15 protein-coding genes are annotated in these 17,216 nt (G+C 71.3%); 8 read left to right on the forward strand and 7 right to left on the reverse strand.

Features of this window, described 5'->3' with window-relative positions; translation table 11 throughout:
* Positions 1-307 precede the first annotated feature (307 nt).
* Both CED_RS01000 and CED_RS01005 read right to left on the reverse strand, forming a co-directional pair.
* Positions 308-1,645 carry a chromosome partitioning protein gene (locus CED_RS01000; protein WP_011435226.1) on the reverse strand — a complete coding sequence of 446 codons (1,338 nt, stop codon included), beginning with the start codon at positions 1,643-1,645 and terminating at the stop codon, positions 308-310.
* Positions 1,642-2,415 (reverse strand): SAF domain-containing protein, encoded by a 774-nt coding sequence (locus CED_RS01005; protein WP_035908188.1) that lies wholly within the window; start codon positions 2,413-2,415, stop codon positions 1,642-1,644. The genes CED_RS01000 and CED_RS01005 overlap by 4 nt, the downstream gene beginning before the upstream one ends.
* A 308-nt stretch (positions 2,416-2,723) precedes the next feature.
* Here CED_RS01005 and CED_RS01010 point away from each other — a divergent pair, with 308 nt between their 5' ends.
* Positions 2,724-2,960 (forward strand): helix-turn-helix domain-containing protein, encoded by a 237-nt coding sequence (locus CED_RS01010; RefSeq protein ID WP_011435224.1) that lies wholly within the window; start codon positions 2,724-2,726, stop codon positions 2,958-2,960.
* A 20-nt stretch (positions 2,961-2,980) separates the two neighbouring features.
* Here CED_RS01010 and CED_RS01015 read toward each other — a convergent pair whose 3' ends face one another.
* Complete coding sequence (locus tag CED_RS01015) at positions 2,981-3,550, reverse strand: hypothetical protein (RefSeq protein WP_035908190.1); 570 nt, start codon at positions 3,548-3,550, stop codon at positions 2,981-2,983.
* Between the two features lie 158 nt (positions 3,551-3,708).
* Between CED_RS01015 and CED_RS01020 the strand changes: the two genes are divergently transcribed.
* Positions 3,709-5,043 carry a LysM peptidoglycan-binding domain-containing protein gene (locus tag CED_RS01020; protein WP_035908191.1) on the forward strand — a complete coding sequence of 445 codons (1,335 nt, stop codon included), beginning with the start codon at positions 3,709-3,711 and terminating at the stop codon, positions 5,041-5,043.
* 402 nt (positions 5,044-5,445) lie between these two features.
* Positions 5,446-5,838 carry an Rv3235 family protein gene (locus CED_RS25955; protein ID WP_369807761.1) on the forward strand — a complete coding sequence of 131 codons (393 nt, stop codon included), beginning with the start codon at positions 5,446-5,448 and terminating at the stop codon, positions 5,836-5,838.
* A 25-nt stretch (positions 5,839-5,863) separates the two neighbouring features.
* Here the strand turns inward: CED_RS25955 and secA are convergent, their stop codons facing one another.
* Entirely contained in the window at positions 5,864-8,848 is a 2,985-nt protein-coding gene (gene secA, locus CED_RS01030; RefSeq protein ID WP_035908193.1) for a preprotein translocase subunit SecA, read from the reverse strand.
* A gap of 301 nt (positions 8,849-9,149) precedes the next feature.
* Here secA and CED_RS01035 point away from each other — a divergent pair, with 301 nt between their 5' ends.
* Complete coding sequence (locus CED_RS01035; RefSeq protein WP_035908194.1) at positions 9,150-9,707, forward strand: GNAT family N-acetyltransferase; 558 nt, start codon at positions 9,150-9,152, stop codon at positions 9,705-9,707.
* Between the two features lie 18 nt (positions 9,708-9,725).
* Here the strand turns inward: CED_RS01035 and CED_RS01040 are convergent, their stop codons facing one another.
* The 3 genes from CED_RS01040 to CED_RS01050 all read right to left on the reverse strand — a co-directional run bounded on the left by CED_RS01040 (position 9,726) and on the right by CED_RS01050 (position 12,539).
* On the reverse strand, positions 9,726-10,439 hold the full coding sequence (locus CED_RS01040; protein WP_011435218.1) for a response regulator transcription factor: 714 nt from the start codon (positions 10,437-10,439) through the stop codon (positions 9,726-9,728).
* Positions 10,440-10,567: 128 nt separating this feature from the next.
* The gene (gene hpf, locus CED_RS01045; protein WP_035908195.1) at positions 10,568-11,371 is read right to left on the reverse strand and encodes a ribosome hibernation-promoting factor, HPF/YfiA family; all 804 of its coding nucleotides are present in this window, start codon (positions 11,369-11,371) and stop codon (positions 10,568-10,570) included.
* Between the two features lie 331 nt (positions 11,372-11,702).
* Positions 11,703-12,539 carry a ComF family protein gene (locus tag CED_RS01050; protein ID WP_011435216.1) on the reverse strand — a complete coding sequence of 279 codons (837 nt, stop codon included), beginning with the start codon at positions 12,537-12,539 and terminating at the stop codon, positions 11,703-11,705.
* Between the two features lie 356 nt (positions 12,540-12,895).
* Between CED_RS01050 and CED_RS01055 the strand changes: the two genes are divergently transcribed.
* The 4 genes from CED_RS01055 (at position 12,896) to CED_RS01070 (ending at position 17,212) form a co-directional block, all read left to right on the forward strand.
* Entirely contained in the window at positions 12,896-13,813 is a 918-nt protein-coding gene (locus CED_RS01055) for a hypothetical protein (protein ID WP_235186838.1), read from the forward strand.
* Positions 13,810-14,601, forward strand: coding sequence for a DUF4129 domain-containing protein (locus CED_RS01060; RefSeq protein WP_035908198.1), 792 nt, complete (start codon positions 13,810-13,812; stop codon positions 14,599-14,601). The genes CED_RS01055 and CED_RS01060 overlap by 4 nt, the downstream gene beginning before the upstream one ends.
* Positions 14,598-16,160 (forward strand): DUF4350 domain-containing protein, encoded by a 1,563-nt coding sequence (locus CED_RS01065; RefSeq protein ID WP_235186839.1) that lies wholly within the window; start codon positions 14,598-14,600, stop codon positions 16,158-16,160. Before CED_RS01060 ends, CED_RS01065 begins: the two co-directional genes overlap by 4 nt.
* Complete coding sequence (locus CED_RS01070; RefSeq protein WP_035908199.1) at positions 16,157-17,212, forward strand: MoxR family ATPase; 1,056 nt, start codon at positions 16,157-16,159, stop codon at positions 17,210-17,212. Before CED_RS01065 ends, CED_RS01070 begins: the two co-directional genes overlap by 4 nt.
* The last annotated feature ends 4 nt before the right edge of the window (positions 17,213-17,216 follow it).

A 17,216-nucleotide genomic window follows, 5' to 3' on the forward strand; every position in this document is an offset into this window, starting at 1 on the left:
CTCTATGAATTAAGAAAGTTACTCTATGTAGTAAATCTTATAAGATCGAAAGCTATCAGCAAGATCCCTCTCACGACTTGACCGAAGTCCCTCCACATAGCGATGCCCCTAAATTGCTCGCCGTAACCGCTCCCACTACGCCGGGATGATGGTGCGAATACTTTATGTCACGGTTACGCCAAGGGCGTAACCGTGAGTTGCCGACACCGCGCGAGCGATCAGCCGAACGGCAGCAGGCCCAGCGGCAGGCCCAGCAGGGGATGCGGCTCTGGCTCGTACGTCGGGACGGCCCACCCGCCCACCAAGATCACCGGGCCTGGCGCCGCAGGCTNCCCCGCCGACGGCGGGGAGCCGCCGGGCGGCCAAGCAGCCGGCCAGCCAGCTCCCTGATCGCCAGCCGGGCCGGGGAGGTCGGAGCGATGTCACGCAGGAGCTGTCCGGCCACCTGGGCGGCGTCCAGCCCGGCGAGGTCGTAGGGCACCAGGGCCACCGGCTCGGTCCCGGTGTGGCGCAGAATCGCCCGACTGACCTCGCGGGCCGGGTCCGCGCCCACAACCGAGGCGCGCAGCCGGTTCACCACGACAAGCGGGTCGACGGCGGGGACGGTCTCCCGCAGGTCGGACAGTCCCCGCACGAACCGGACCAGACCGACCGGTTCGGCGGACGCCACCGCCAGCACGACGTCGGCCGCGCCCAGCACGGCTAGCGTCGCTCCGTTACGCCGGGGCGCGGAGGTGTCGAACGACAGTTCCTCGTCCGTCTCCAGGCAGAACCCGCAGTCCACGACGACGAAGGACGCCAGACGCCGGGCCATCGACAGCACGGTCTCAACGGATGCCGGGCGTAGCTCGGGCCACCGCGAGGGGCGGGAGATGCCGGGCAGCACTCGCAGGCCGCCGCCCAGATCCCGGCACAGTACGGCGAGCCGGGGCACGTCCAGCAGCCCCTGGTTGGCCGACCGGGCCGCCGCGGCCAGACCGGGGGCCTCCTCGAGCAGGCCGACGAGCTGCCCGACCGCGCCGCCGTAGGAGTCGGCGTCCACCAGCAGGGTGGAGGTCCCCAGCCCGGCGAGTTCGGCGGCCAGGCACAGCGCGATCGTGGTGCGTCCCGGCGCGCCGGCCGGACCCCATACCGCAATCACCCGGCCCACCCGGCCGTCGCCCGGTTCGATCGGCCCCACACCGTCGGTGACGTCGATGGCCGGGGCGAGCGGCCCGAACCCGACGAGTGGTTCGCTGTACGAACCGGACGCCCAGGTCGCCGGCGCGGCCGCGTTCGTCGCCAGCGCCCGGGATGCCTCGACGACCGCTCCCGCGATGACCTCCGCGGTGGCGTCCGAGGGGATGACCGCGGCCACGCCGAGTTGCCGCAGCCGCCGGTCGCCGTCCTCGTCGCCGGGGGCGGTCAGCCCGACCACCGCGATGCCCGCCATGGCCAGGCGGGTCAGCGCATCCCGGTCGAGCCGGCGCAGGTCCGCGGACAGCAGGGCGGCCCGGGCCGCGCCGGTGGTCGCCGCGGCCAGCAGGTCCGGCAGGTCGACGCAGCGGCGCACCACCGTAACCCCGAGGTCGCGACGATCGAAGGCCGAGACCAGGCCGGCCTCGACCATCGCATCGGTGACAGCGGTGAGGATCGGCAGGCTCACCGGCCGTACCCCGGCACAGTGGTCGGTCCCGTCGAGCCGACCTCACCGCGGGAGTCGCGCTCAAGCTTCACGACGTCGACCCGCTCGCTCTGCGAGGCCGCGACGGCCTGGATGGCGTTGTCCACCGGCACGCGCAGCGTCAGCGAACGGTCCCCGCTGGTCAGCTTCTCGAGGCTGACGAACTCGACGTCGTGCAGGACCAGCGCCTCGGCCCCCGCACCCGCGGGCGCGGCCGGTGTGCTCCGGCCGGCCTGCTGATCGCCCCCGGTAGTGCTCGGCGCTGCGGCGCCGCTCTGGAACACGAAGACGTCCACATGGTCACCCGGTCCGAGGGTCGGCAGCCGCCCGGCCTTCACAATGATCGGCACCAGCCGCGTCGGCTGGGTGTTCTGGCCGGCGAAGTCGGGTCCGCTCACCAGCTCGCCGGTGTCCACCGGCCGCGCCAGGGTGGCGCCGATCAGGTCGTCGAGACGGCTTCCCGGGTAGTAATGACCCGAGGTCTTCTCGTCGAGCCTGGCCGATACCGTGGCGAGATCCCCGGCAACGATGATGTGCCCGGCCGGCAGGTCCACCTTGGCGACCACCCACTGGCGGGTCGCGTCCGCGCTGGCGAACAGCCGCGCCCCGACGACCACCGAGACGAGCACGAGCAACACCCCGACGAGCAGCCGGGAGTCGCGCCACCGTCGGCGGGTCAACCGACGGGCCGGGGGTGATGTCGGTGGCGGGGACGCCTCCGGGCGGGCCGGTGCCGCGGCGAGCTCGGTCACCGGGAGACCTCCCTCTTCTCCTAGCCGGACCATTGGTACATGTTCGCACCTTCCGGTCGCAGAGCGTACGCGGTCGTCGGCCCTGAGCCCAGCCAAACCAGCGAGGAATCGGCTGCGGACCGAACGGGATCCGTCGACATCTGGGCCATGCAGGCGCGGGTGGCGGACCAGTCCAGTACCTGCGAGCACGGGCTTTTGGCGGTATCCGCGTGCACTTATCCACAAGCACACGCATCCGGACGCGATGAGCGGTGGTATCTCTGATACACACATGAGGAGAGACATCCGCCCTCAGAAGGAGGACTTTGATGAACGACCGCTTCCTTCAACTCAGCGATGTGGCGGACATCCTCAACATCTCCTCCAGTCAGACCTACGCGCTTGTCCGCTCGGGCGAGCTCCCCGCCATCAAGATCGGGGGGAGGGGCCAGTGGCGGGTGGAGCGCACCGAGCTGGAGGCGTACATCCAGCGCGCCTATGAACAGACCCGGGCCTTCGTCGCAGCCAATCCGATGAGCCGTAACGAGGCTCCGCCCGAGGACTAGGCACAGTAGGCGCGGCGAGGTCAGTGGATCCGACGAACGTAGGCGATCGCGTCGAGGGGGATGGTCCAGCCGGAGCGGATCTGGCCGCGCCGGGCGAACTCGCCGACGGCGTGTTCGGCCACCTCCAGGAAGTCCGAGCCGACCCGCACCGGCGTCCCGTGCAGGGTCACCNCGTCCACCAGCATGAGCGTGCACGCCGAGCGGTCCCGGACGAGCCCGCGCAGGACGTACCGCAGATCCAGCTTGGCCGCCAGCGGACCCTCATGACCCGGCTGGGCCGAGACCACCGGCAGGTTCTCCACGGCCAGCAGCGACCGCACCGGTACCAGAACCTCCGTCGCGCCGGGCTCGGTGATGAGCAACCAGTCCATCCCGAGGGCCGCCAGGGTGCCGTGCAGGATCTCGGGAGCGCGCTGACCACCCACCACCCGGCAACGTGTCGGGTGTCCGACGACGGGTCGCATCCGATCGATCAACCGCAGGTAGGCAGCCTCCCGTCGGCTGCGGTCCGCGAGCTCGGCGGAGAGCTCGGCGGCCTCGTTCGCCTCCCACTGCAGCTCCAGGTCGGCGAACAGATCCTCCCATCGCATCGATACCCCTTCCCATAAAGGTAGATTTCGCCCACTTCCCCCAGTTGCCCCTCACTCCCTACACAAGCAGGGTTGACAGCGAGATTTCAGGGGTTTACACAAGCAAACATAGGCAAACGAACGAGTTCGACAGCATCCGGCGGACAGGAGCACCCACAATGATCGCGAGGGCGGCTCGACAGACGCTGGCGCGGTTCGCCGGCGCGACCGCGGCCGCAATCACGGCGATCATATTGATCGTTTTCGGCCCCCGGCTGGCCGACCTGCCGGAGAGCGTCGAGGCCGCCCCGGAATGGTTCGCCGCCGCGCCCGAGCAGGCGCTGGCCACGATCATCGGGGGCGTCGCCTGGGTGTGCCTGCTCTGGCTGTGCCTGGGGGTTCTGCTCGGCGCGCTGTCGGCTATCCCCGGCGGAGTCGGCCGGCTCAGCGCGGCGCTGGCCCGCCGGATCGTTCCCCGCACGATCCGGCGGATGCTCGAGATCAGCCTCGGAGTGACACTCGTCACCGGGGTGGCGCCGATCATCGCCGCGGTCCCGGCCTCCGCGGCCACCGGACCTGCGGGGACCGGTGTCAGTGCGGGCGCCACCGCCGCACTGCCCGATCTGGACCGGCCCACCACCGTCGGCCATCCCCCGANCCCGATAGCCGGCTNCCCCGNCCTCGATCGCCCCCCGGCCGGCACCCCCGCCGGTCACGCCCCCGCGACACCCCCCGTCTCCTCCACCGGCCCCGTCTCCCCTGCCGGCCCCGTCTCCCCTGCCGGCCCCGTCTCCCCTGCCGGCTCCACGTCCTCTCCCGAACCCGGTGCCGGTGCCGTCCCGGCGACCAGCCCCACCCCAACGATCTCGGTTCCCGGTCTCGGTGAGGCGATCCCCGTCGTGGACCTGCACGAGACCACCTCGGCGGCCGGCTCGCCAACGCCGCCCCCAGCCCCGGTTTCCGCCGCCGGCGGAAACCCGGTGCACACCGCCCCTGACCCCGGCGCCCTCACTCGGCTCACCACGGCTCGCACGACCACAGCCGGCTGGCCGGACCTGGACCGACCCGCCACCACCTCCCCGAGCAGCCCGGCCGCGCCCGGCGCGGCCATCACTCCGACACCGTTCAACCCGACATCGTTCAACCCGACATCGTCCGGACCGACATCGTCCAACCCGACATCGTCCAACCCGACATCGTCCGGACCGGCGGCTCCGATCGCATCGGTACCGGCCCGGGATCCGATCGTGCCGCCGGCCCCTCGTGGAACGGGCAGGCCCATGAGCCTCCCGGGTACCGACCGGACCTCTCCCGGCGTCGAGGCGGCGGAAATCGTCGTCCTCCGCGGCGACAGTCTCTGGTCCATCGCGGCCCGTCATCTCGGCCCGAACGCGACGCAGGAGCAGATCGCGGCCGAGTGGCCACGGTGGTGGGCCGCCAACTCCGACCTGATCGGCCACGACCCGAATCTGATCTTCCCCGGCCAACGCCTGAAACCNCCCCCCGGGCCCTGACCCCGCCCACCACTTCCGGAGCCTGCCGTGACCGCCACCTACGCCCTGACCCTGCCCCGGCGTCCAGTTCCGGCCCCCGGAATGCGCCGCCTTCCCATCACCCCCCACGAACCGCCCTATGACGACGAGGCCGGCTCCTCGTCGGCCGGCGCCCCGACCGGCTCGTCGACAAGGCCNCCCCGNCCCCGGGTGCGGCCGGCCGGACGCACCACCGCCGATCGTCCAGGCCGGCCCGTGACCGCCCCGGGAGGCGGCGGACGCCGCCGTGGCGGCCCGTCGGGACCCGGCGGGCCGCCACGCGGCCGTGGCGGTGCGGACGGCCAGACCGAGCCCGGTGGCACGACGGTCGATCGGACTCCTCGGCACCTCGCCATGCCCGAGCGCACGGTCACGGGCACAGGCATGGGATCAGCGGCGTCACACGCGGTGCCGGGTCTCGATCCGGTAGCCGGTCCGCGGCCGGGACACCCCGCCGGGAGCCGGACGAACCCACCGCCCCGGGAAACGGCGGTGGTCATCGTCAGAGCGATCGTCGAGACGCTCGGNGGGGNGCGCCCGGCCTCGCATCTCGCCGGATGGACGACGCCCCNCCTGCAGAACGATCTCGAACGCATCGTCGCCCAGACCACGGATCGCAGGCGGGGTCAGGTCCGCAGCGTACGGGTCAGCGAACCGCGCCCCGGAGTCGCCGAGGTCTCGGCGGTCATCAGCCGAGGTGCCCGGGNGGCCGCACTCGCGCTGCGCATGGAGTCGTCCAGCGGACGCTGGCGGGNGACGACCCTGCAGGNGGGTTAGTGCGGCCACCGGTCCCGGAGATGGATCACTCGGTGTTGCGGCGCGCCGGGTCGCCGTGGCAGCGCTTGTACTTGCGGCCCGACCCACACGGGCAGGGCGCATTGCGAGCGGGACGCGTGCCCGCACCGGGCTGCGCCGTGCCGGCCTCGCCGCGGGCGGCGCTGAGCGCACCGTCTCCAGCCGGGCGGCCCAGTCCCGACCTGCCATCCACCGTCGTGACCGGCCCGGATCCACCGTCGACCGACGGCGCGGTGTAGCGCAGGCCACCGGTCGGCCGCCGCGGCTCGAGCCCCTTGACGAAGACCGGCAGCGGTGCGGACGGAACCGGTGAAGGGGGTGGCGGAGTCTGACGGGCCGCCGCGGGGCGAACGGGCTGCGCGTCCGCGACGGGACCGGCGCCGTCCGGAATCGTCGGCACCGCCGGAGCGGGCAGGGTCGCGGCTGCGGCCGGCGGTGCGGGAGCAGCGGACACGGCCGGCTCGACGCCCACCGACGTGGCGGCCTCCTCCTGCCCCGCAACCTGGACCTCGACGTTGAACAGCAGCCGGACGGACTCCTCCTTGATGCCCTCCATCATCGTCTGGAACATGTCGAAACCCTCACGCTGGTACTCGACCAGCGGGTCCCGCTGTCCCATCGCCCGCAGCCCGATGCCCTCCTGCAGGTAGTCCATCTCGTAGAGGTGCTCGCGCCACTTGCGGTCCAAGACCGCGAGGACGACCCGTCGCTCCAGCTCCCGCATGATCGGTTCGCTGTCGGGGCCGTCGCCGAGGTCGAGTTCCCGCCGGTCGTACGCCTCCTGCGCGTCGACCTGGATGTCCTCGAGCAGGTGATCGGCAGTGAGCCCGTCTCGATCATCGACATCGGGTGCCACCACACCGACCGGGTAGAGCTGCCCGAGCGCCGTCCAGAGNGTGTCGAGATCCCACTCCTCCGGGTACCCGTCGGCGGTGGCGCCGCGCACGTATCCCTCGACGGTGTCGTCAACGAAGTGACGCACCTGCTCGTGGAGATCGGCACCGCCGAGAACCTTGCGGCGCTCCTCATAGATCACGGTGCGCTGCTTGTTCATGACCTCGTCGTACTTGAGGACGTTCTTGCGGATCTCGAAGTTCTGCCCCTCGACCTGGGTCTGGGCCGACCGGATCGCCCGAGTCACGATCTTCGATTCGATCGGGACGTCCTCGGGGATGTTCAGCCGATCCATGATGCCCTCGACCGCGGCCGCGTTGAACAACCGCATGAGATCGTCACCGAGGGAGAGGTAGAAGCGCGACTCACCGCGGTCGCCCTGCCGGCCGGCCCGGCCACGCAGCTGGTTGTCGATGCGCCGGGACTCGTGCCGCTCGGTGCCGAGCACGTACAGGCCGCCGGCGTCGACGACCTCCTCGTGCTCGGCCTTCACCGACTGCCTGGCCTTCTCCAGGGCCTCCTGCCAGGCCACCTCATAGTCCTCGGGGGTCTCGATCGGCGAGAGGCCGCGCTGGCGCAGCTCGGCCTGGGCAATGAACTCCGGGTTACCGCCGAGCATGATGTCCGTACCACGACCGGCCATGTTCGTCGCCACCGTGACGGCGCCCTTGCGGCCCGCCTCGGCGATGATGGCCGCCTCCCGCTCGTGGTGCTTGGCGTTGAGCACCTCGTGCGGCACACCACGCTTGCGAAGCTGCTTCGAGAGGTACTCGGACTTCTCGACGCTGGTGGTGCCGACCAGGACCGGTTGGCCCTTCTCGTGCCGCTCGGCGATGTCCTCCACCACGGCGTCGAACTTCGCGATCTCGGTCTTGTAGACGACGTCCGGCTGGTCGAGCCGGACCATCGGCTTGTTCGTCGGGATGGGGACGACCCCGAGCGAGTAGATCTGGTGGAACTCGGCCGCCTCGGTCATGGCGGTACCGGNCATGCCGGAGAGCTTGTCGTAGAGCCGGAAGTAGTTCTGCAGCGTGATCGTCGCGAGGGTCTGGTTCTCCTGCTTGATCTCGACCTTTTCCTTGGCCTCGATCGCCTGGTGCATTCCCTCGCTGTAGCGACGACCGTGGAGCACGCGGCCGGTGAACTCGTCGACGATGAGAACCTCACCGTCGGTAACGATGTAGTCCTTGTCCCGCTTGTAGAGCTCCTTGGCCTTCAGCGAATTGTTCAGGTAGCCCACGAGCGGGGTATTCACCGATTCNTAGAGGTTCTCGATGCCGAGCTGGTCCTCGACCTTCTCAACCCCGGACTCGGTGATGGCCACCGTCCGCTTGCCCTCTTCGACCTCGTAATCGACATCGCGTTCGAGCAGCGGGGCGATCCGGGCAAACTCCGTGTACCACCTGGTCGGATGATCCGCTGGACCGCTGATGATCAACGGCGTGCGGGCCTCGTCGATGAGGATGGAGTCCACCTCGTCGACGACCGCGAAGTTGTGGCCACGCTGGACGAGCTCCTCCGAACTCCAGGCCATGTTGTCACGGAGGTAGTCGAACCCGAACTCGTTGTTGGTGCCGTAGGTGATGTCGCAGGCGTACTGGGCCCGCCGGACCGGCGGCGGCATCTGCGGATGGATCACCCCCACGGTGAGGCCGAGGAAACGATGGACCCGGCCCATGTTCTCGGCGTCGCGCTGGGCGAGGTAGTCGTTGACGGTGATGACGTGCACACCCTTACCGGCCAGCGCGTTGAGGTAGGTCGGCAGGGTCGAGACCAGCGTCTTGCCCTCACCGGTCTTCATCTCGGCGATGTTGCCGAGATGAAGGGCCGCGCCCCCCATGATCTGCACATCGAAATGCCGCTGGCCCAGCGTGCGCCGCGCCGCCTCGCGCACGGCGGCGAAGGCCTCGGGCAGCAGGTCGTCGAGGGTCTCCTTCCCGTCCGCGAGCCGCTGGCNGAACTCGTCGGTCATGCCTCGCAGTTCACCGTCGGACAGGCCGGTGAAGTCGTCCTCGATCAGGTTCACCTGCTCGGCGATCGCCTTGAGCTTGCGCAGGATCCGGCCCTCGCCGGCACGCAAGATCTTGTCTAGTACCACGGGCGAAACTCCTCCGGCAGGCGCGTCGGCGAGGTCACCGACCCCACGATGCTAGCCCTTCGACAGCCGCCTACAACATCCATCCGCGCGCGGTTCCTCCGGCTGGGACCGGTGAGGAGCGGGCGACGGGAAGGGGTGCCGGCGAGCGAGGCCAGGGGTCGTACGGACGGGAACGACCAGAACGGGATGACAACACGGCGTGCATGGTCCGCCCATGCCACGCCGCACTGTCCAACGACCGGGAGCGCGGATGGGTGCCCTGGATCGGCGGCAACGGTGGCGGCCGGTGCAAGGTTGGAGCATGGCACCTCTCGAACCGGCGGAGATCACGGCGGGCCGTCTGCATCTGCGCCCCTGGCACCCCCGGGACGCCGACGCCGTACACCTGGCCTGCCAGGACCCGGAGATAAGCCGGTGGACGAGAGTCCCGACGCCGTATCTGTACCAACACGCGGTGGACTTTGTCTCACGCCAGTCGCCGCAGAGCTGGGCCAGCGGGACCGGGGCGCTGTTCGCGGTGGTGGATGCCACGACCGAGCAACTCCTTGCCTCNGTCGGACTGACGGATCTCTCCGGCGACGGCGACGCGAAGATTGGTTACTGGTGCGCGGCGCCGGCGCGCGGGCGGGCAGTGACCTCCCAGGCCGTTGCCGCGCTGACCCGCTGGGGTTTCGGAGCTCTGGGGCTGGCCCGGATCGAGTGGCGGGCCGCGGNGGGNAACCNCGCGTCTCGCCGCGNGGNCGAGAAGGNCGGCTTCACCGTGGNGGGNACCCTGCGCCGGGCCCTGCTGCTGGGCGACGGTAACCGGAGGGACTGCTGGGTGGGATCGCTCCTACCGGACGATCCCGCGCCGCGGTGACGCCCCCCCGACCGGGCCTCAGGTGATCTCGAGCAGCTTCTCCCGGACCGCGTACACGACCGCCTCCATCCTGGAGTGCAGCTGGAGCTTCTCCAGGATGTTGCGGATGTGGTTCTTGACCGTGTTCTCACTGATGTAGAGCTGCTTGGCGATGTCACGGTTGTTCATGCCCTTGGCGACGAGCCGCAGCACCTCCATCTCCCGGTCGGTCAGCCGGGGGGTAGGGAGCTGCGGACGGTCATCCTTGTTCTTAATCATGGCTGCGAACTCGCTGAGCAGCTTCGACGCCATGGACGGGCTGATGAGGCTCTGCCCCCCGTACACGGCGCGGATGTCCGCGGCGACCTCGTCGATAGAGATCTCCTTCAGCAGGTAGCCCATGGCCCCCGCCTTAATCGCGTCATAGAGGTCGGCCTCCTCGTCGCTGATGGTCAGCATGACGATCTTGGCGCTCGGGACAGCCTCCTTGATGGCGCTCGTGGCGTCGATCCCGCCACGGCGCGGCATCCGCACATCCATGAGCACGATGTCCGGCGCCATCTCCTTAGCCATGGTCACCGCCTCGGCACCGTCCGCGGCCTCCCCGACGACCTCGATGTCAACCTCCTGCCCCAGCACCATCTCCAGCCCACGCCGGAACAGCGCATGGTCGTCAACGATCAGCACCCGGATGGGGTTCGCCTCCGATGGCGTCGGCAGCATCTCCTCAGAGCGCTGCTCCTCCACCGTCATCTGACCTCCCTGGACCACTGCCCGCGGCGCACCGCCCCGCGTGCCTCCACGCGGGGCGGTGCGCCGTGTACTCCGACACCCGAGGCAAATGGTCGCACGTCGGCCGGCGGACGCGGCCTTCAGATCGTCTAAACGGCGGCGGCCGAGCTCACGAAGGCGCCTCGGGTTGGCGACGGCCGCTCGTCCCGCTGATCGGCGCCCGCCGGCCCCGACCTGCCGGCCGCCGCCGAACCGGACAACCGGATGACACCGTAGTCGTANCCGNCCCGCCGGTAGACGACGCTGGGGAGGCCAAGATCGACGTCGAGGAAGAGATAGAAATCATGCCCCACCAGTTCCATGTTGGACAGGGCCTCCTCCAGCGACATCGGCTCCGCCTCGTGGGTCTTCTCCCGGACGATCAGCGGAGCCTGCTCGCTCTGCTCGCCCGCACCGATCCTGGCGGTGGATTCGTCGGCCGGGGCGGCGACGACCGGCCTGGATCCGCCGCTGCCGCTCCTTCCGGCGGCACCGGCCTCCTCGGCACCGGTCGGTAGGGCAGCCGCCGGCTTCGTGCCCTCCAACGGCATGAGACTGCCGAGCGGAACCGAGGTGATCCCGGTCGGCTTGGCTCCAGCGTGGTTGGCGTGGTGGCGGACCCGCCGGTCGGCGGCCCGGCGCAGCCGCTCGGCCAGTTTGCCGGCGGCCAGGTCGAGGGCGGCGTAGCAGTCGGCCGCGGCGGCCTCGGCCCGGATCACCGGACCCCGTGAGTACACGGTCAGCTCGACCCGGTCGCAGACGTCGGACAGCCGGGGGTTGCGTTCCTTCGACAGCTCGACATCCACCCGGATGATGTTGGAATTCAGCCGTTCCAACTTGGCGAGCTTGGCCTGGACATGATTGCGGAACCGTTCCGGAACCGCGGTGTGCCTGCCCTTGACCACGATGTCCACGCGATCCACCTCCTGTTCGCCTGTCCGACGCCCACGGCCCTCGCCAAGGCTGCCGACCGTGCGCCGGTGTCTCGGAACTTCCGGAGGGAACCGTCTCCGCGGGGCCGAGACGATCCCCCGGGCGCCCTATCTACGGTTGTCGCACCTTCCCAANGTTCTGCGGCTGGCTGCCCGCATTCGGCTCCCTTCCCTTCAGCGGCGGCGCTACTCCGTCCGCCGGCCCGGTATCCGCACGACGAGTGCACTGCGACCGACAAGCGGTCACTCCCGCTCCGTCGGGCCACTCGGCCGTTGCGCCGACTGCCTGGTCAGGCGGTGCGTACTGGTAGTTTCACCCCGACGGCCCCGTCATTGCGAGCAAGCGGTCCCGTCCGCGCGTCGGGCCCGAAGCGGCCACCACCGCGACGGCGCTCGCCCGCAGGGCGCCGGCTCGTAGGGCCCGTACCGCCTCACCCGCCGTGGCNCCCGTCGTCAGTACGTCGTCGACCACGACGATGCGCGGGTCCGCGGGAGGTCCGTCCGAGAGATCGTCGGCGGCCCGCACCAGCCGGGCCGTGCGGGCAGGACCGACCAGGCCGAAGGCGCCCGTGAGGTTGACGAACCGTGCCGCCGCCCCCAGCCCGGCCTGGTCCGCCGTGTGCCGCACCGGCCGCAGCACGGGAGCGATTCCGACCCGGTGCCCGCGTCGGCGCAGGACCGCGGCCGCCACGGAACACAGCAGCTCGAGGTGGTCGAAACCACGCCGACGCCGCGCGGCGCGGTTCGAAGGCACCGGGACCAGCACCACACCGCGCCCGCGAGGACAGCGACCGGGATGCACGTCGGTGGCACCCACCGCGCCCGACGACACCGCCCGCGCTACCGCGCGGGCGAGCGCACCGCCCAGCGGACCGGCCAGGTCGCGCCGGCCACGCTCCTTGTAGGCGAGAAGGAGCGCCCGGACCCGGTCGGCGTAGCGGGCGGCGGCCAGGCACGGCGGCAGCCCTCGCCGCCACGGGGTGGCCAGGGAGCCCGCGGCGGCGAGGAACACGGGACCACGAAGCTCGGCGACACACGCCGGGCACGCCGACGCCCCCCAGTCGCCGCATCCGGCGCAGGCAAGCGGCATGATCAGATCAGCGAGAATCGCAAGATTCCTGGTGAGCAGGGACAACGTGGCTCGAGGCATGACAGGAAGGATCAGCCGCGGGCCGCGGGCCGACCAGCCCCGAGTGGTGATCTGTGGATACCGCCCCCGGCAGTCGCGAAGCGGCTGTGGACAATCCCGGGCGACGCGGTCGGCCACCGGCCCCGCAGCCGAGGTGGGGCCGGCCTGGCCGGCACGTCCCGGCCGGCACGTCCCGGCCAGCACATCCCGGCCAGACCGCGTAATTCCGCCGGCATCGCCAGCATCCATCCTGGCCGAGAGCACAGAATCCTCACAGTGGCCGCGGCATGCCCACCACAAGCACGGCATCCTTACCTCGACACATCGAACCTCGACACCGAACCTCGACACCGACCGCGACGAGTGGAGACACACCGATGGCCGACGGACCCGGTTGGGCCTCGCCCGGCACCCCGCCGCCCGGCGCCCCGCAGGGCCCGTGGGGACAGTGGCGGTGGGGCCCNGCCGTCCCGAAACCGGGCATCATCCCGCTGCGCCCCCTCGCTCTGGGCGAGATCCTGGACGGCACGTTCGCCACGATCCGCACGAATCCCGGCGCGACCGTCGGGGTGACGGTGGCGGCCGCGGCGGTGGTGGAGACGGTGTCCACCACCGTCGCGATCAGCGGCGAGGACGCGTCGCCGGGCGCCAGGGCCGCCATCACCGTCGCGATGCTCGGTCTCGATCTCATCCTCGGGCTCTTTCTTTCCGGGGTGCTCAGCGTCGTGGTGAGCGAGGCGATCCTGGGAAGCCGAATCACCACANTCGACGCGGTCCGACGGGTCGCGCCGCGGCTGCCCGGCCTGCTCGGCCTCACGGTCATCGTGGCGCTGTCGGTGGTACTGGGGCTGATCGCGCTGCTGGTCGGGGCGATCGTCGTCGGGGTCTACCTGGCGCTGGCCACGCCCGCGTACGTCCTCGAGGGCGGCACCGTGCGCGACGCGCTGCGACGGTCGATCGCGATCGTGCGTGGATCATGGTGGCGGACGTTCGGTATTCTGCTGCTCGCCATGCTGGTGGCGGGGTTCCTCGGTGCGATCTTCGCCATCGCCGCCAGCATCGTGATGGCCTCCTCCGAGTCGGTGTTCGGCGACCCGATCAGGGGTGATCTCACCGTCACCGGCTACATCGTCCAGGCGATCGGCAGTCTGCTCGCCACCGCGATCTCCACGCCGATCGTCTCCGGAGCCGTCGTCCTGCTCTACGTCGACCTCAGGATCAGACGCGAGGGTCTGGACGTGACCCTCGCCGAGGCGGCCCGCGCCCGCACCGCCGGCCTGCGGCCCTCCGGATGACGCTCGGCGGTCCTGTCACTCGGGACGGAGCTCGGGAGGAGGCTCGGCGGGAACTTTCCAGGCACCTCTACAGAAGTTCCGAACCCAGCTGGTGGAGCCGGGCGGTCCGGTGGATCGACGACAGGATCGGGGATCTGGTCCACTGGCTGCTCCCCGGCGGAGACGGCCTCGGCGGAGGGTCGGGTGGTCTCGGGGTCCTCGCGCTCGTCCTCGTACTCGTCGTCGTGGCGGTGGCGCTGCGGTGGTGGCTCGGCCCGGTGCGCCGCAGCGCGCGTACCAGGCGGGAGGATAACGACCTGTCCAGTTCGTCAACCGCGGCGCAGCTGCGTGCCGAGGCTGACGGCCACGCCGCCGGCGGAGCCTATGCGGAGGCGGTTCGGTCCCGGCTACGGGCCATCGTGCGGATGCTGGAGGAGAAGGGCGTGCTCGATCCGCGCCCCGGCCGTACGGCCGGTGAACTCGTCGAGGAGGTGGCGAGAATCGCGCCGTCCCCCGACGGCGGGCAACCCCGGGGCGGAACGGACCGGCCGGGCGCGACGACGGGCGCGGCGGGCGATGGACCCGGCACGGCGTTCGAGCCGGCCGCGGCGCTCGCCGCGGCGGTCGAGGTCTTCAGCGAGATCTGGTACGGCGGGCGCCCGGGGTCCGCGGCCGGCTACCGGGTCCTGGTCGAGGCCGACCGCGCCCTGATCCAGCTGCGTCGCGGCACAGACGGCACAGACGGCACAGACGGCACAGACGGCACCGGCGGCACCGGCGGCACCGGCACCCTCGCGGTCCCGGCATGACCATCCCCGGCGCCCCGGCGATCACCGGCGACCATCTCGGTGGCGGCGGGACGGCCGGCGGCCGGTCCGGGCGGGGGTCGCCGAGCGCGTTGCGCAGCGGTCCCAGGCCCCCAGCGGTGCGCCGCGGGATCCTCGTGGTGGCCGTCCTCGGCGTCCTGGTCCTCTGTTACGTGGTCGTCTCGGCGCTGGCCGGGCGGCCCGACGGCCAGGCCTACCTGGACGTGGCCTCCGCCGAGCCCGGAGGAACCCGGGCCCTAGCCGAGATCCTGCGGGCACGCGGGATCATCGTCTCCGCCACGGACAACCCTTCCGGCGGCCGGCAGCAGGGGCCGAACCCCGGTGGTCTGGGCGGCGGGGTCGGTCCAGCCGGGGCGGGCGGTAGGGCGACGCTGGTCGTCGTCCATCCGGGACGGCTCACCCATGACGAGCTGATCGCCCTGCTCGGACGGGTCTGGCAGGGCGCCGACGTCGTCCTCGTGGCGCCGGACGCCACGGTGCTCGGTGCCCTAAATGTCGGGGTGGTCACAGCAGGCTCCGCGCCCAGCGGCGAGCAGAGTGATCCACGGTGCCTCCTGCCCGAGGCGACCACGGCCGGAACAACCTCGATCGGCGCCGACGAGACCTTCACCCGCCAGGGCGACGGAGCCGGTCTCGGCGACATGGCGGTCTCGTTGTGCTACGGCGACCCGCACGGCGAGGCACGCCTCGCCGTGCTGACCCCCACCCGATCGGGCTCACCACGCGCCGGTGGCGGGCGGCTGGTACTGCTCGGCTCGGCGGGGNTCCTCACCAACGAACACCTCGGCCGCACGGGGAACGCGGCGCTGGCCCTCGGCCTGCTCGCCCGGCAACCCGTACTGTCCTGGATCACACCCGACGCGGGTGGGGCCGGCGGGGTCGGCACGAAAAGCATGATGGATCTGCTGCCGTCCGCCTTCTGGTGGACCTTTCTGCACATCGTCGTCGTCCTGGCGCTGCTGGCGCTGTGGCGTGGCCGGCGGCTCGGGCCGCCGGTGCCGGAGCCCCTTCCGGTGGTCGTCCGGGCGGCCGAGACGGTCGAGGGACGCGGGCGACTGTACGCGGCGGCACACGCCCGGGACAGGACCGCCGACGCGCTGCGGGCCGGGACGCGCGTCCGGCTGGCCGAACGGATGGGCCTGCCCCTGATCTGGACCCCCGCCGGTTCCCTGAGCCCCGATCCCGTCGCTCTGGTGACCACTGCCAGCGAGCAGACGGGACGGTCACCCTCGGAGATCGGATCGCTCCTGTACGGTTCGGGCATGCCGCCGCAGACCGCCGGACCGCCCGGTCACCTCGGGCGGGCCAGGGACTGGTACCAGTCAGGCCGCTACCCGGCCGAGAACGGACAGCGGGCGGCATCCGGCGGGGCCGGACGGTATCGCGACGGCGGATCCGAGCGGACCGCCGCGGCGGGCGTTCCCCGGGCCGGCGTTCCCCGGGCCGGCGTCGGCGCCCCTCGACGCGATACGCAGGACGCGGCGCTGCTGGCGCTGGCCCACGCGCTCGACGAGCTCGATCGACAGGTAGGCATACGGTGACATCCCCGCGCATCGACGCGCCGACGACAGCCCCCCCGCCCTCGACCGCATCGTCGTCCGCCGCGGCGCCGGGTCCGGGAGAGCAGCCGGCACCACCGGACGCGCAGACGGCCCGCCGGTCCCTGATCGCGCTGCGCGGTGAGGTGGCCAAGGCGGTGATCGGTCAGGACGCGGCGGTCAGCGGGCTCGTCATCGCCCTGCTGTGCCGGGGACACGCACTGCTCGAGGGGGTGCCCGGCGTCGCGAAGACGCTGCTGGTCCGCACGCTCGCGACCGCGTTGGCACTGGACACCAAGCGCCTGCAGTTCACCCCGGACCTCATGCCCGGCGACGTCACCGGCTCGCTGGTGTACGACAACCGCAGTTCCGAGTTCACCTTCCGGGAGGGCCCGGTCTTCACCAACCTCCTGCTGGCCGACGAGATCAACCGGACTCCGCCGAAGACGCAGGCCGCCCTGCTGGAGGTGATGGAGGAGCGTCAGGTCAGTGTGGCGGGCGTCCCGCGGCCGCTGCCGGCCCCCTTCGCAGTCCTCGCCACCCAGAACCCGATCGAACACGAGGGCACCTATCCGCTTCCCGAGGCGCAACTCGACCGCTTCCTGGTGAAGGTGACGCTGCCACTGCCGCCCCGCGACGACGAGGTCCGTGTCCTCGCCCACCATGCGGACGGGTTCGNCCCCTCCGACCTGCCCGCCGCGGGGGTCCACCCGGTCGCGGGACCAGCGGACCTCGCGGCGGCCCGCGCCGCGGTGCTCACCGTCGCAGTCCACCCGGAGGTGCTGGCCTACATCGTCGATCTGGCCCGGGCGACCCGCGCGGCACCGTCGGTACAGCTCGGGGTGTCCCCCCGCGGCGCCACCGCGCTGCTGGCGACGGCCCGGGCCTGGGCGTGGCTGTCGGGACGCGGCTATGCGACCCCCGACGATGTCAAGGCGCTGGCCCGGGCAACCCTGCGGCACCGGATCAGCCTCCGTCCGGAGGCCGAACTGGACGGCGTGACGGCCGATGTCGTGCTCGAACAGGTACTCGCCACCGTTCCGGTGCCCCGGTAGGCGG

This window comes from Frankia sp. CeD (genome assembly GCF_000732115.1).
Lineage (GTDB): Bacteria > Actinomycetota > Actinomycetes > Frankiales > Frankiaceae > Frankia > Frankia casuarinae.

Coding starts and splice junctions, on each gene's coding strand:
- CED_RS01010 (WP_011435224.1), top strand. CDS start 2,724: ATGAACGACCGCTTCCTTCAACTCAGCGATGTGGCGGACATCCTCAAC.
- CED_RS01040 (WP_011435218.1), bottom strand. CDS start 10,439: ATGACGGTGGAGGAGCAGCGCTCTGAGGAGATGCTGCCGACGCCATCG.
- CED_RS01060 (WP_035908198.1), top strand. CDS start 13,810: ATGACGCTCGGCGGTCCTGTCACTCGGGACGGAGCTCGGGAGGAGGCT.